This is a genomic window from Bacteroidota bacterium (genome assembly GCA_039714315.1).
Taxonomy (GTDB): domain Bacteria; phylum Bacteroidota; class Bacteroidia; order Flavobacteriales; family JADGDT01; genus JADGDT01.
The window spans coordinates 1-14,546 of the sequence record JBDLJM010000081.1 but is presented as its reverse complement, the minus strand read 5'-3'; the positions used below and the strand labels follow the sequence as shown (position 1 = coordinate 14,546).

Genomic DNA, 14,546 nt, shown 5'->3' with positions numbered 1-14,546 from the left:
TTCAATCTATGGTTTACTGCATTTATTTCTCATTAATAAATAATCAATTGGATGAGGGGGTAAAGTTGACAATATTATATTTTGTACATTGTAAGTAGTTAATTTGTCATCGCCACGAAGTGGCAGATTAATTCAACAAAAGGTATCACCTTTTGTTGAAGGGGCGAAATATTAAACATTTACACAATATGTCAAGGCGTTGCCTTTGACCGGAATTAAGTATGGCTTTCAGTCAATACTAAATTAAGGACAGTTTAGATTAGTGAGAGGTGTAGACTAACTAACATGCTTCTGCAGAATCTTTCAATGCCAGAATTAAAGAGTTTAGAAGGCAATTTAGAGGAGTGAAAGATATCCTATTTTTCTTGTTCAGATTATGTAAACTTTATGCCTGATTTTTTAAGACTCCCCAGAAAATGGACTTGATCCGATAATATCCGGGGCATAATCTGAAAGGTCAAGATCAGCTGACTCTGTCGGGATAAGAAACAAAGTTATTTTCTGTAGTTAACCTGAATGAAATTACGGAAGAGTTATTGATATATAAAAAGAATCGGGAGAGTAAAATTACTCTCCCAATAGTTGTAGTTGTTCTAGGGGTAAAATCGCTTCTCCGCGGTTTTTTGAGGTGTTATAATAATTAACAAAAATATTTAGTAACGATAGATCAGTCAATACCTAAAAAGAGGTATTTTTCATTACTATTTGATTATGTTAATCTGCATATATGTAAAACACTTATGAAATCCCCATCTCGGCTTAGCGGAGACCAAGCGTGATGAATATAAATGAGGATACCACCTGCCTGCGTGATGCAGTCAGGCAGGTATGACCTAAACATTAAATTATATACATATAAAAAAGTAATAGACTATCTGTAGCTTTTTTTATGTGTATTACGTATTATTGAAAATCAATTATTGATTAGTTATTATTATGAGGTTAGGACTTTTCTTTTTTTTTCTTTTAATAGGTAATAGCATTTTTTCTGAAAATATATTGACTGTTGATACAATTAACAGTCAAATTAACTTGCAGGATTATGCATATATATATTTTGATAGCGGTAATAATGTTGAAGTTGATAATTTAGAAAAGCTCGAATGGGAAAAACTAAATAAAGCACCGTCATTCAGACCGGGAGATGATATTATTTGGCTGAAATATGTTTTTCAAAATAAATATGATAGTGAAGTAAAAAAAGTACTGTTTATATCCTATAACCATATTCATAAGATAGATGTTTTTCAAAAAAAAGGTGATACGACGATAAGTCTTGCAAAAACCGGAACTATGCGAAGTTTCAGTGAAAAAGAAATGCAGGTTACGGGCTATCCTATATCTATAAATGTTGAAGCTAATACTATATCTACCGTTTATATAAAGTACGAACATCTCAATCGTCCTCTAAGAGCCACTGCTTTTTTATTTAGTAATAAAGAGCTTCTCAAAGTTGTAAAAAACGAAAAGTCATTGGTTTGGTTTTGGCGTGGTATGTATTTCTTTGTCCTAATTCTGACCTTGATTGGATACTTGTATATTGGTGATAAAATGTTTTTGTATTATTTTCTGTTGAATTTGGGGGTTAGCATATATATATCCACAAATATTGGAGTCTTTTCTTATTTTGTAGATATAGATTTAACAGATGTAACCTCTCCCATTAACTACACAAGTTCGCTGTTGATAAATTTGTTTTTTCCTTTGTTTATTAATGAATTGACACCAATAGCTGATAATAACAGGAAATCATGGAATATTATTCTGTTTATAAATTACGGAATGATACCATTTATTTTGATCTCTTATTTCCCTGCTGTTCGGCAATCTGTTTTAACTTATTATATACATTACTATATAATTTTCAGTTTAATGATAGTGTTTCTGCTTGTGATATATTATCTGGTAAGGAACATATATTTAAAAGCAGAGAATTCTATTCCGCTGTTGGCAATATATTCTATATATGTATTGTCGAGTTTTATTGATGTTTTTGGTCAAAATATGGGATTAATAAAAGACAGCCCATATATTTATAGAACAGTTATTCTTGGGTCATTTATAGAAGTGTTTAGTTTTATGTTTTTAATGGCTAAGAAAACAAGAAACGTTTATATGCAGAGATCTCATTTGTTGGTACAGCAAAAGAATCACCAAAAAGAGATTATTAATGCGATGGTAAGCAGTCAGGAAGAAGAAAGAAACAGGGTAGGGAGGGAATTACACGACCTGGTAGGTGCAAATATGGCAGTTATTAAGCACAGGATTAATGATGTGGATGTTGAACTTTCAGGTATTGTTAACAAAACTATTGATTCTGTCAGGAGTCTAAGTCATGGCTTGGTTACTCCAATGGTAAATAACGATGAATTTATTGATGAAATGAAACAATTAGCTCATATTAGTTCTAATGAGCATATGAAGGTGCATATTTATTTTCATAAATGGCCTTATATTCAAGACGCAGATAAAACAACTCACTTATACCGTATTAGTCAGGAATTATTGCAAAATGCCACAAAACACAGTGAGGCAAATAATGTTTATTTTCAATTTATTGGGCACGATAAAACCTCGATAAGTATCTTTTACGAAGACGATGGTATTGGCTTTGATTTTAAAAATGTTAAAACCGGAGGACTGGGACTAAAAAGTATTCAAAACAGGGTAGATATCTTGGGAGGTAAGATCGATAGTTTAAAAAGTAATGGATCGACTATAAATATTGAAATTGAAAATATTTTTTAGATAATTACTATAGCTCCGGAGATAATAAATATAGATAAGTAATAAGTAACAATATTACAGTGACTTTGAATTAGTTTTTAACTCACATAATTAAATGGATGTGGCGTCTTTTATTTTACATAATTGTTAAAGTAATAAATAATCAATTCATTTGTTTTAGACAGACCCAGTTTCCTCTTTATGTTTTTAATATGGGTTTTCAATGTATGTTCACTAATGTGAAGTTCATCTGATATTTCATAGCTCAATTTACCGTTGCTTAAAAGTGCTAATATTTGCTCTTCGCGAGGCGTAAGTTCTTTTGATTCAATGCTTAATATTTTGTAGGTAGCCATTACTTTTGGAGAGTAATAGTTTTCGCCCGCCAACATATTGTCAACAACTTGTTTGATATTTATAGAATCGTCTTTCAGGATAAATCCTTCAATATTCAGGTTCATGCATTTTTTTATAACAGAGAGTTTATTATGCATGGAAATTACCAGTATCGGTATTTTTGGCTGAGATAATTTCATTTCCTCAAATAATTCGAAGATATTTTCTTCCGGAAGTTCTATGTCACTAATAAATAAATCGATTTCAGAAAAGTCAACTATTTCTTTTTTTAGATTTTTTATCGATCTGAAGGAGTAAATATCAATATTATCGAAGTTTGATGTCAAAATTTGATATAATCCGTCAGCAAACATCTGATGATCATCTAGGATAATTATTTTCAATTGTGATATGGGTTTGGTTAATGCTTTGCAATATAAAAAAAAAGCAAATAAATAAAATACTTTAATACTTCGGATGATAACTATTTTAACCGCAAATATGTGCAGAGTTTTTACCCGGCATTACTCTGTACTTTAATCAGCAATTAATTTAATTTTTGTCGTCAAAACCTCTTCACTGATCGATTCGGGTTCAATTGCCAAGCAGAGGGCATGATAGTTTGTTTTTAATAAAAAAAAATTGCGAAAATCTGTGTAATCAGCGGGAGAAAAAATGCCGGCAGATTACGCAGATTAACGCAAATTCAAAGAAAATATAGTTTTAAGTATTATACATTCTCAGCCAACCAGTTTCCTACTTCGCTGGTCTTATATGCTTTAGTGCCTTCTACTGCTAAATCCTCTGTAACAATACCTTCGGTAAGCGATTTGTTTACTACATCTTTTATAGCCTGTGCTTCTTCTTTAAGTTTGAAAGTATCTTCTAACATCATAGCTGCAGATAAAATTGTAGCCAAGGGGTTAGCGATATCTTTTCCGGCTGCCTGTGGATATGATCCGTGAATTGGCTCGTAAAGATCGGTATGCTCTCCTTTTGATGCTGAAGGCATTAATCCCATTGAGCCCGAAATTACAGAAGCCTCATCAGTAAGTATATCTCCGAATAAGTTTTCAGTTACCAATACATCGTAAGAGTTTGGCCATTGTACCAAACGCATAGCTACTGCATCAACCAATTCGTAAGCTACCTCAACTTCCGGGTAGTCTTTTTCCATTGCCTGCACAGTTTCTCTCCAAAGTCTTGAAGACTCAAGTACGTTTGCTTTATCTACCAAACAAAGTCTCTTGCTACGTGTCATAGCCATTTCGAAAGCTGCTTTTGCAATACGTTGTACTTCCATACGAGTATAAATCATGGTATCGTAAGCTGTGTTTCCATCATCTTTACGACCTCTTTCTCCGAAATAAGCACCACCTGTAAGCTCACGTAAGAATACTAAGTCAGTACCTTCGATACGTTCTCTTTTCAATGGAGATTTATCAATCAAAGAAGGAAATGTAAATGTTGGACGCACGTTAGCGAACAATCCTAACTTCTGACGCATTTTAAGCAATCCCTGCTCAGGACGTACTTTTGCAGATGGGTCGTTATCGTACTTTGGAAGTCCGATAGCTCCGAACAATACAGCATCTGCAGCCATACATACTTCGTGGGTTGAATCAGGATAAGGCTCTCCTACTGCATCAATTGCAGCTGCTCCTGTTAATGCTTCGGTGTACTTTATTTCGTGGTTGTATTTCTTAGCAACCGCGTTACAAACTTTTACTGCTTGTGCAATAATTTCCGGTCCGATTCCGTCACCGGCTAAAAGTGCGATGTTTAGTTTCATATTTTTTATGCTATTGGCTTTAAACTTTAGGTTGTAGGCTCTATGCTTAAAGCATTCTTATTCTTTATTTGGCTTAAAGCTTACTGCTTAGGGCCTATTACTTATATTATATTCAACATTTTTTGTGTGGCAATAATTGCCGATACAGTCTGGTCTGAATCCAATCCTCTTGTTTTGAATATCTTTTCTCCTTTCTGCCATGTAATCACAGTTTCACAAAGAGCATCAGATGCCGATCCCGGAGGAATGTGAACCACATAGTCGGTAAGTTTTGGAAGCTCCATGTTCTTGTTTCCATATACTTTATTTAAGGCATTCATGAATGCATCAAACTGCCCGTCACCCTGTGCATGTTCCTCAAAAGTTTCGTCGTCTATAGAAACAGAAATAGTTGTAGACGGACGCAAACCTTTAGAGTGAGTTAACACATATGAATTAATTTTAATGTTCTCATTATAAAGGTTACTCTTCAGAACATCGGATATGATGTAAGGCAAATCATCCTGAGTTACAACTTCTTTTTTGTCGCCAAGCTCAATAATTTTTTGAGTAACCTTAGCTATATCTTCATCGTTCAGATGTAAGCCTAATTCCTGTAAGTTTTTTTGAATATTTGCTTTTCCCGATGTTTTACCCAAAGCATACTGACGTTTTCTTCCAAAACGCTCAGGCATCAAATCGTTGAAGTAAAGATTATTTTTATTGTCTCCGTCGGCGTGAATTCCTGCTGTCTGAGTAAATACATTTTCTCCTAAAACAGGTTTGTTTACAGGTATTCTGAATCCGGAAAAAGTTTCTACAAGCCTGCTCACTTTGAACAGGGCCTTTTCGTTTACCGAAGTTTCAGCATCAGGGATCAAATCATGTATTACCGCTACAACACTGGCCAAAGGTGCATTTCCTGCTCTTTCGCCCATTCCGTTTAACGTAAGATGAACTCCGTTTGCCCCTGCTTTTACCGCTTCCATTACATTTGCTACACTCAGATCGTAATCGTTGTGAGCGTGGAAATCCAAATGCATTTCAGGGTGTTTTTGCTTTATTTCGGCAATGAATTTATATGATTCGCCGGGAGTTAATACTCCTAATGTATCGGGCAATAAAACTCTTTCTATTTTTTGAGTTGAAAGAAATTCCAGAAATTGAAAAGCATATTCCGGAGAATCCTTCATACCATTACTCCAATCCTCCAGATAAACATTTGTTTTAATACCTTCTTTTTCGGCAAGAACAATAACTTTCCTAATAGCATCAAAGTGCTGTTCCGGAGTCTTTTTGAGTTGATGGGTGAGATGGTTAAGAGAACCTTTGGTCAAAAGGTTTTGAACCTTGGCTCCTGTTTGTTTCATCCACTCAATTGACAGTCCATTGTCAACAAACGAAAGTACTTCAATTTTTTCGATATAGTTTTTTTCAGAAGCCCAATCGGTTATCCCTTTCACTGCTTCAAATTCACCTTCAGAAACTCTTGTAGATGCGATTTCGATACGATCAACCTTGAGCTCTTCCAGTAAAAGTTGAGCTATGGTTAATTTTTCCCGTGTAGAAAATGAAACACCACTTGTCTGCTCTCCATCACGGAGAGTGGTGTCCATTATTTCTATTTTTCGTTTTGACATCATAGGCAATAAGCTCTATGCTCTGTGCTTTAGGTAGTAAGCCATAGTTAAATTTGCCTATGGCTTACTGCCTACTGCTTAAAGCTTCTTAAAATAATCTTTTTGCTGCAAAATCAGCTACCTCATCTTTCATGCTTTGCAAGTAGTCGATATCGTCGAAACCGTTAAGCATATTGTGTTTTTTGTACCCGTTAATCGCAAATCCTTCTGATTCGCCCGTAGCAACAATAGTTACTTTTTGCTCAGGTAAATCGACTTCGATTTCAGCTTTTGCATCTGCTTCGATTGCGTCAAAAACTTTTTGAGCAAACTCTTCAGAAACCTGAACTGGAAGTACACCGATATTTAAACAGTTGTTTTTGAATATATCAGCAAACTCACTTGAAATTACACAGCGGAAACCGAAATCATAAACAGCCCAGGCAGCGTGTTCACGCGAAGATCCGGAACCGAAGTTTTTTCCTCCGACAAGTATTTTTCCACTGTATTCAGGATTGTTTAATACAAAATCAGCCTTAGGACTTCCATCGTTATTATATCTCCAATCGCGAAACAGATTATCTCCAAATCCTTTTCTCTCTGTAGCTTTCAAAAATCTTGCAGGGATTAATTGATCAGTATCCACATTGTCGATAGGAAGTGGATATGCGCTACTTTTTAATACTACAAATTTATCGTATGCCATTTTATTATTTCTTATTACGTCATTCCGACTGCAGCGCAGCGGAATGGAGGAATCTCCTTATAAATATGAGATCTTTCGACTCCGCTACGCTTCGCTCAAGATGACGGTTAGTTTTAGTCTAATTCTCTAGGATCAGTAACCTTACCTGTAACAGCCGCTGCAGCAGCTACTAAAGGAGATGCCAGCATTGTACGTGAACCCGGTCCCTGACGTCCTTCAAAGTTTCTGTTTGATGTGCTTACAGATAATTTTCCGGCAGGAATTTTATCATCGTTCATAGCTAAACATGCTGAACAGCCCGGCTGACGTAATTCAAAACCTGCTTCGTTTAAGATATCTAAAATACCTTCATCTTTAATTTGCTTTTCTACAATGTGTGAACCCGGAACTAACCATGCGGTAACGTGGTCAGCTTTCTTCTTTCCTTTTACGGCAGATGCAAATTGACGGAAATCTTCGATACGTCCGTTTGTACAAGAACCAAGGAAAACATAATCAATATTTTTTCCTTTCATTGCTTCTCCTTCTTTGAAATTCATGTATTTCAAAGATTTTGTGAAAGTTTCTTTAGCTTCTAATGTGTTTTCTACTTCCGGAACATCCTGAGAAATGCCGATTCCCATACCCGGATTTGTTCCGTAAGTAATCATCGGTTCTATATCAGCGGCATCAAAGATGAATTCTTTGTCGAATAATGCATCTTCATCAGTTTTTAGAGTTTTCCAGTACTCCATTGCATTATTCCATGCTTCACCTTTTGGTGCAAATTCACGGTCCTGAACATAGTTGAAAGTAGTTTGGTCAGGAGCGATCATACCCCCACGGGCACCCATTTCTATACTTAGGTTACATACAGTCATACGACCTTCCATGCTCATTTTTTCGAAAACATCACCGGCATATTCTACAAAATATCCTGTAGCTCCTGATGTTGAAAGTTTAGAAATGATGTAAAGAGCAACATCTTTCGGAAGTACACTTTTAGATAATTCTCCATCAACAGTAATACGCATTTTCTTAGGTTTTGCCTGCATAATGTTTTGCGAAGCCAAAACCATTTCTACCTCAGAAGTTCCAATACCGAAGGCAATAGCTCCAAATGCGCCATGAGTAGAAGTGTGCGAATCACCGCAAACAACTGTAGCACCTGGAACAATTACACCATTTTCCGGAGCAACGACATGTACAACACCATTTTTTTCATGACCTAGACCCCAGTGACTAACACCAAATTCAGCAGTGTTGCGTTCAAGTGCCTCAAGCTGATTTTTAGATTCAATATTTGTAACGGGTAAATGTTGGTTTATTGTTGGAGTGTTGTGATCGGCAACCGCAAAAGTCTTTTCAGGGTATGCTACTTTTATTCCTCTATTCTTCAATCCCAAAAAGGCAACAGGACTTGTTACCTCGTGTACCAGGTGACGATCGATGAACACAACATCCGGTCCATCCTCTACACTGCGAACTACGTGGGAATCCCAAACTTTATCGAATAATGTCTTACTCATGATGTTTTATATTGTTATTATTTTTTTGATCAATTTTTCATTTGCGCTTTTTCAACATAGATATTGAAAATACAAATCACGACAATTTTGATTATTGTTCTAAAACTTCTTTTTTTATTATTACGGCCTCTAAAGGTTGTATATTGATATTTTTCTTTTGATTTACAAGTGATTACGGCTTGTTTTGTTACGATGGCTAATGAAAAGCAAATCAGAATGTTTTTTGTAGAAAAAGTTTTAGTTATTTATCTTATTTATCTCGAAAGCAAATATTTTTTAAAGCTCTCGAAATTGTTATCCATTTTAATCGCCGATTTTTCCTTATTCATGAACTTTGACAGTCTTTCGGGAATCTCTAAGTTTTCTTTTTGAGAGTCTGTGAAAGTTTCTATAAATTTTGCCGGGTGTGCGGTTTCTACAAAAACTCCAACAGTGTTTTTCCTGTCATTCATGGCTTCACTAAGTCCTAAATATGCAACTGCGCCATGTGGATCGGGTAAATATGATGTACGGCTGTAGATATCTTCGATGCTTTCGAGTGTTTCTTTGTCGGAATATGAATATCCTTCAACAACCTCTTTCATTTTTTCAAGTTCAGGGTAGAGGTGAAGCATGCGTTCGAAATTGCTTGGATTTCCAATGTCCATCGCATTTGAAATAGTTTGAATTGAAGGTCTTTTTTCGAAATCTCCGCTTTCCAGATAATCCACTACAGGATCATTTGCATTGTTGGAAACTACAAATTTATTCACCTTCAGCCCCATGTTTTTTGCATAAATCCCTGCCAGAATATTTCCGAAATTTCCACTGGGTACCGAAACAACAACATCCTTATCTCCTTTAATCAATTGTCCCAGGGCAATGAAATAGTACAGACTTTGAGGAAGAAAACGAGCTACATTTATAGAGTTGGCCGAACTTAAATTAAGCTGTTTGTTCAACTCTTTGTCCTGAAAAGCCTCCTTTACCATCACCTGACAATCATCGAAGGTACCGTCAACTTCAAGAGCTGTAATGTTGCCTCCATAGGTGGTAAGTTGTTTTTCCTGAGAAGCCGAAACTTTTCCTGATGGATAAAGAATTACAACTTCTGTTCCTTCAACATTATAGAAGCCGTTTGCTACTGCACTTCCGGTATCGCCCGATGTAGCTACCAAAACAGTTACCTTTTTACTGTCGTCTGCAAAATATCCAAGACAACGTGCCAAAAATCCTGCTCCAACATCTTTAAATGCTAACGTGGGGCCATGAAAAAGCTCGAGAGCAAATTTATCCTCGTCAACCTGAACCAGGGGAAAGTCGAAACTTAAAACTTCTTCCAGAATAGATTTCAGTTTTTCCTCAGGTATTTCATCTCCAACATAAGGTTTCATAACTTTTGTAGCCATTTCTGCTACCGACATGCTCTCAATATTATCGAAAAACTCTTGTGGTAGTTTTTCTACCTTTTCCGGAACAAATAAACCTCCATCGCTAGCCAGTCCCTTAATAACTGCTTCTTTGAAACTTGCAGTATTGTTTTTATCTCTTGTACTGTAATATATCATTCTTGTCCTGTTTGGTGTTTGTATTAAAAGTTCTGAAGTACGTCATTCCGACCATAGCTTTAGCAAAATCTTAAGATTCAGCGAAGCTAAATGGAGGAATCTGTTGCTTGTAATTATAAACTTTCAACAGATTTCTCATCTTCGGTCGAAATGACTGTTAAACCACTCTACAACCTTCTGTACTTACTCCGGAAATATGAATGTTGTATAGCAAGTTTGTTTGTTCTATAGTTTCTACTAAAGCCTTTTTTACTTTTTCGGCATTTTCTGTTCCTCTGCACATGGCAAAAACCGACGGGCCGGAACCTGATATTGAAAATCCCAGGGCTCCGTTGCTTATTGCACTTTCCTTTAGTTTGTCATACATAGGGATTAGTAAAGATCTTGTTGGTGTTACAGCGTAATCTTCGATCGACCTGCCTATTAATTCATAGTCGTTAGTGAACAGACCCGCTACCAGTCCTGCTACATTTCCCCATTGTTTTACCGCTGTGGCCAATGGAATCTGAGATTTTAATATAGCTCTCGAATCAGAAGTTTTTACCTCTATTTCGGGATGAAGAACCACAACCTGCAACTCTTCAGGAACGGGAATTTGTTTTACATCCAATGGTTGGTTTTGACGAACCAGTGTGAATCCTCCAAGCAATGAAGGGGCTACATTATCGGCATGTCTGGCTCCTGAAGCTACAACCTCTCCATCCATGGCAAACTCAACAAGTTCTTTGTCTGTAAACTTGTCGTCTAACAGTTGGTTGAGAGCATATACAGCTCCTGCAGCACTTGCCGCACTTGATCCTGTGCCACTACCGGGATTTACACCTTTAGTAATCTTCAATTCAATTCCAAAAGGAATTTCCTTTGCTCCATACATAGATAAAAGAGCCATTCCTGCTGTGTTTTTTTTCAGCTCAAGGCTCAAAGGCTTCTCAGAAACAATTTCTGTAATTACTATACCTTTTTTATCAGTCTTTTTCATTTCTATGATATCACCGGGTGCTTCCAAAGCGAAACCCAAAATATCAAAACCGCTACCTACATTGGCAACTGTTGCCGGTGCAAAAACTTTAATTTTATTCATTTTATGTAATTAACGATTATCAATTACTAATGTTTAAGTGTTCTGATGATATCACCAAATACACCTGCCGATGTTACACTTGCTCCTGCTCCTGCACCCTGTATTACCATTGGGTTTTCGCCGTAACGCTCGGTATATATTAATACCATATTGTCGGTTCCTTTTAAACTAAAGAAAGGACTTGAGTTGTTTAAAGATTCAAGTTTTACTTTTGCTTTTCCGTTTTCGAAAGTACCTACGATTTTTAATTTTTCACCTTTCGAATTTGCTTCATTGTAAAGTTCTTTAAAGTGAGCTTCTTCGTTGTCTAAAGATTTTATAAACTCCTCAACTCCCATTGGCTGTAAACAGCTTTCCGGCATAAATGATTCGCTTAGCACATCTTCGGGTTCAGGTTTGTAGCCTCCAACCCGCGAAAGAATAAGTATTTTACGGGCAACATCTGTTCCGCTTAGATCTACACGTGGGTCGGGTTCGGTAAAACCATCATTTTTTGCCTGAGTAACAATTTCCGAAAAAGGAGTCTCTCCGTTATAATTGTCAAAGATAAAGCTTAAACTTCCCGATAATACCCCCTGAATTTTAGTGATAACATCGCCACTGCTTACCAGTTTGCTAATTGTGTCGATAATAGGTAATCCCGCTCCAACGTTGGCCTCGTTTAAAAACTCAACGTTGTTGTTAACGGCAAGTTCTCTTAAGCTTTTAAACTTTGCATATTCCGATGATGCCGCAATTTTATTTGAGCAGGCAACAGAAATTTTCGATTCGAGGAATTTCTCATAATAATCAGATACAATCTGGTGAGCTGTATTATCAACAAATACTGAGTTTCGTTTATTTAAGGCCGTAGCTTCTTCATGAAATTTGTCCAGGTCGGCTTTTTTATCACTGTTGTTTAATAATTCATCCCAATTGTCAAGATCAATTCCATTTTCGTCAATCAGGTATTTTCTGGAATTAATCATACCAACAACAACCATTTGCATATTGTGCTTTTCCATCAGGAAGGTCTTTTGTTTTCGAACCTGATCGATCAATGCACCTCCTACATTTCCAAGGCCTGCCAGATACAAATGTACTTTTTTGTATTTCGATAAGAAAAATTCTTCGTGAAGTACATTAAGTGCTTTTTTTATGTTTTTCTTAGAAACCACCATCGAAATATTTTTCTCTGACGATCCCTGAGCAATTGCCCTGATGTTTATTCCGTTATGTCCAAGTGCACTAAAAGCTCGTCCGCTCAACCCGCTTCGGCTTTTCATATTATCTCCAACAAGAGCTATAATGGCAAGGTCGTCCTGATGTTTTAGTTTTTGAATTTTGCCATTTTTTAGCTCCGATTCAAATTCTTCTTCCAGGGCTTCTATAGCATTATAGCGATCTTCATATTTAATCGCCAATGTAATGGAGTGCTCCGAAGAAGCCTGGGTAATCAGAATTATGTTGACATTTTTTTGAGATAAACTTCTGAAAACTCTGCTGGCATAACCCGGAATAGCAACCATTCCCGCTCCTGTAACATCGATAACTGATATATCCTTTATTGCCGATAATCCTGTAATATCTGTTTCTGACGGGGCTTCTTTAACAATTTTAGTTCCCGGATTTTCAGGGTTAAAAGTGTTTTTTACAACCATGGGAATACCTTCTCGAAGAGCCGGCTGTATCGAAGGCGGATAAATAACTTTAGCTCCGAAATGCGATAATTCCATTGCTTCATCAAAAGAGATGCTTTTAAGCGATGAAGCCTGCTTAACCATCGATGGGTCGGCCGTTAACATACCGTCAACATCGGTCCAGATTTCTAAAACGTCAGCTTTTAAATTTGCAGCAACTATTGAAGCTGTATAGTCAGAACCGCCACGACCCAGTGTAGTAAGCTGGTTTTTATTGTTTCGTGCAATAAAACCGGGCATTACAGCTACAGAAAAATTCTCTGAGTTTACCTTCTGCAGATTTTCTGTTGTTTTTTCTTCGTTGAGCTGTGCATTTATGAAATTTCCGTTTGCCACAATAATTTGAGTAGAATCCCAATAGGCTACACTGTTATTTTTTTCGCTGAAATAATGATAGAGTATTTTGGAAGAGAATTTTTCACCAAAACTCAATACCAAAGCACTTGATTTTTCGGTTAATTCCTCAACAAGATATATCCCTTTTAAAATGTCTTCCAGGTGGTTCAGATTGGTTTTAAATTCGGCTATAACACTACTTTGTTTCTCAATCGACATTAATTCTCTGATAAGACTAATGTGTTTCTGCTCAAGCAAAGTTAAATCACCGGAATAACTCTCATCACCTGTCGAAGCTTTGTCTGCAGCCTTTTGTAACAGGTTTGTCATTTGCGAAACTGCCGATACAACAACTACAATTTTTTCTTTTTCGGCTGATTTAAGCGAAATCTCTTTTACTTTTTTAAAGGCTTCAGGTGATCCTACTGAAGTTCCTCCAAATTTTAATACTTTCATTATTAAATTGTTTTCTTCTTAAACGTATAAACGATTAAGTATTGCCACCTTGAAAATGTCAGGTGTATATTCGTTTCAATAAAATGTTCTTATGTTGGAAAGTTGTGTTTGCCAGACATTTTTTGTCTGGCCTTAACCATGGCGATATGTATAACTAAACCCCACAAGGGGTAATAGTTGTATTTCGAGTTATAGAAATAGAAGTAACAGCTCCAGTGATATTGAAGTTGATAGTATCAATTTTGCAGTATTTTAAACCTTCTACTTTCATATGTTTCTATTCAAGTGCAATGATATGTCAATATTTGTAATTATCAAAGTCAAAGCATTGTGAATTGTAATGTTTTTTATTGAATTGTGTTGGGTAGTGATATTTAGAAAATATTTTATCAAATAGTTAGCGGATTTTGTAATTGATTGAGAATCGTTTAATTTAAGTTTCCCGTGTTTCTTATTATTAATTATTATGCGCCTTATCCGGCTCTTCGCTTGTAGTTTCACTTACCGGGATTAGTTCACAATAGTTCTGCGGGGTCTTTTTGCTTTAGCAAAAAGTAAACCTGCCAAAAAAAGGCAGGCCGCCACAGAACTTTGTTCACTTATCCCGATAAGTAAAAGCTACCGCTGCTATCCGGGGCGTTATACCAACCTATGCTTGTATGTTTTAGAAAAGTATTTACAATAAAAAAGCCACCACTACAATGCAGTGATGGCTGATTAGAAATTTATTTATAATTTTTATTACTCTGCAGTCTCTTCTTCCACTTCTTCTTCCACTTC

9 protein-coding genes are annotated in these 14,546 nt (G+C 36.2%); 1 reads left to right on the top strand and 8 read right to left on the bottom strand.

The features are described from left to right. The first annotated feature begins 999 nt into the window (after window positions 1–999). Window positions 1,000–2,748: a 7TM-DISM domain-containing protein gene (locus tag ABFR62_09060; GenBank protein ID MEN8138571.1), complete on the top strand. Its 1,749-nt coding sequence runs from the start codon at window positions 1,000–1,002 to the stop codon at window positions 2,746–2,748. A 110-nt stretch (window positions 2,749–2,858) separates the two neighbouring features. Here ABFR62_09060 and ABFR62_09055 read toward each other — a convergent pair whose 3' ends face one another. The 8 genes from ABFR62_09055 to thrA all read right to left on the bottom strand — a co-directional run bounded on the left by ABFR62_09055 (window position 2,859) and on the right by thrA (window position 13,766). Beyond that, entirely contained in the window at window positions 2,859–3,467 is a 609-nt protein-coding gene (locus ABFR62_09055) for a response regulator transcription factor (GenBank protein ID MEN8138570.1), read from the bottom strand. A gap of 326 nt (window positions 3,468–3,793) precedes the next feature. Then, complete coding sequence (gene leuB / locus ABFR62_09050; protein ID MEN8138569.1) at window positions 3,794–4,855, bottom strand: 3-isopropylmalate dehydrogenase; 1,062 nt, start codon at window positions 4,853–4,855, stop codon at window positions 3,794–3,796. Between the two features lie 101 nt (window positions 4,856–4,956). After that, a complete protein-coding gene (locus tag ABFR62_09045; protein MEN8138568.1) occupies window positions 4,957–6,474 on the bottom strand; it encodes an alpha-isopropylmalate synthase regulatory domain-containing protein in 1,518 nt (505 codons plus the stop codon). A gap of 88 nt (window positions 6,475–6,562) precedes the next feature. Beyond that, window positions 6,563–7,159, bottom strand: coding sequence for a 3-isopropylmalate dehydratase small subunit (leuD, locus tag ABFR62_09040; GenBank protein MEN8138567.1), 597 nt, complete (start codon window positions 7,157–7,159; stop codon window positions 6,563–6,565). A 113-nt stretch (window positions 7,160–7,272) separates the two neighbouring features. Continuing rightward, entirely contained in the window at window positions 7,273–8,667 is a 1,395-nt protein-coding gene (gene leuC / locus ABFR62_09035; GenBank protein MEN8138566.1) for a 3-isopropylmalate dehydratase large subunit, read from the bottom strand. A gap of 254 nt (window positions 8,668–8,921) precedes the next feature. Then, window positions 8,922–10,214 carry a threonine synthase gene (thrC, locus tag ABFR62_09030; GenBank protein ID MEN8138565.1) on the bottom strand — a complete coding sequence of 431 codons (1,293 nt, stop codon included), beginning with the start codon at window positions 10,212–10,214 and terminating at the stop codon, window positions 8,922–8,924. A gap of 157 nt (window positions 10,215–10,371) precedes the next feature. After that, entirely contained in the window at window positions 10,372–11,295 is a 924-nt protein-coding gene (locus tag ABFR62_09025; protein MEN8138564.1) for a homoserine kinase, read from the bottom strand. A gap of 26 nt (window positions 11,296–11,321) precedes the next feature. Next, window positions 11,322–13,766, bottom strand: coding sequence for a bifunctional aspartate kinase/homoserine dehydrogenase I (gene thrA / locus ABFR62_09020; protein ID MEN8138563.1), 2,445 nt, complete (start codon window positions 13,764–13,766; stop codon window positions 11,322–11,324). Between the last annotated feature and the right edge of the window lie 780 nt (window positions 13,767–14,546).

What these genes read in the sequence shown, in the direction of transcription:
- ABFR62_09045 (MEN8138568.1), bottom strand. Translation starts at nt 6,474, where the DNA reads ATGTCAAAACGAAAAATAGAAATAATGGACACCACTCTCCGTGATGGA.
- ABFR62_09025 (MEN8138564.1), bottom strand. Translation starts at nt 11,295, where the DNA reads ATGAATAAAATTAAAGTTTTTGCACCGGCAACAGTTGCCAATGTAGGT.
- leuD (MEN8138567.1), bottom strand. Translation starts at nt 7,159, where the DNA reads ATGGCATACGATAAATTTGTAGTATTAAAAAGTAGCGCATATCCACTT.
- thrC (MEN8138565.1), bottom strand. Translation starts at nt 10,214, where the DNA reads ATGATATATTACAGTACAAGAGATAAAAACAATACTGCAAGTTTCAAA.
- leuC (MEN8138566.1), bottom strand. Translation starts at nt 8,667, where the DNA reads ATGAGTAAGACATTATTCGATAAAGTTTGGGATTCCCACGTAGTTCGC.
- thrA (MEN8138563.1), bottom strand. Translation starts at nt 13,766, where the DNA reads ATGAAAGTATTAAAATTTGGAGGAACTTCAGTAGGATCACCTGAAGCC.
- leuB (MEN8138569.1), bottom strand. Translation starts at nt 4,855, where the DNA reads ATGAAACTAAACATCGCACTTTTAGCCGGTGACGGAATCGGACCGGAA.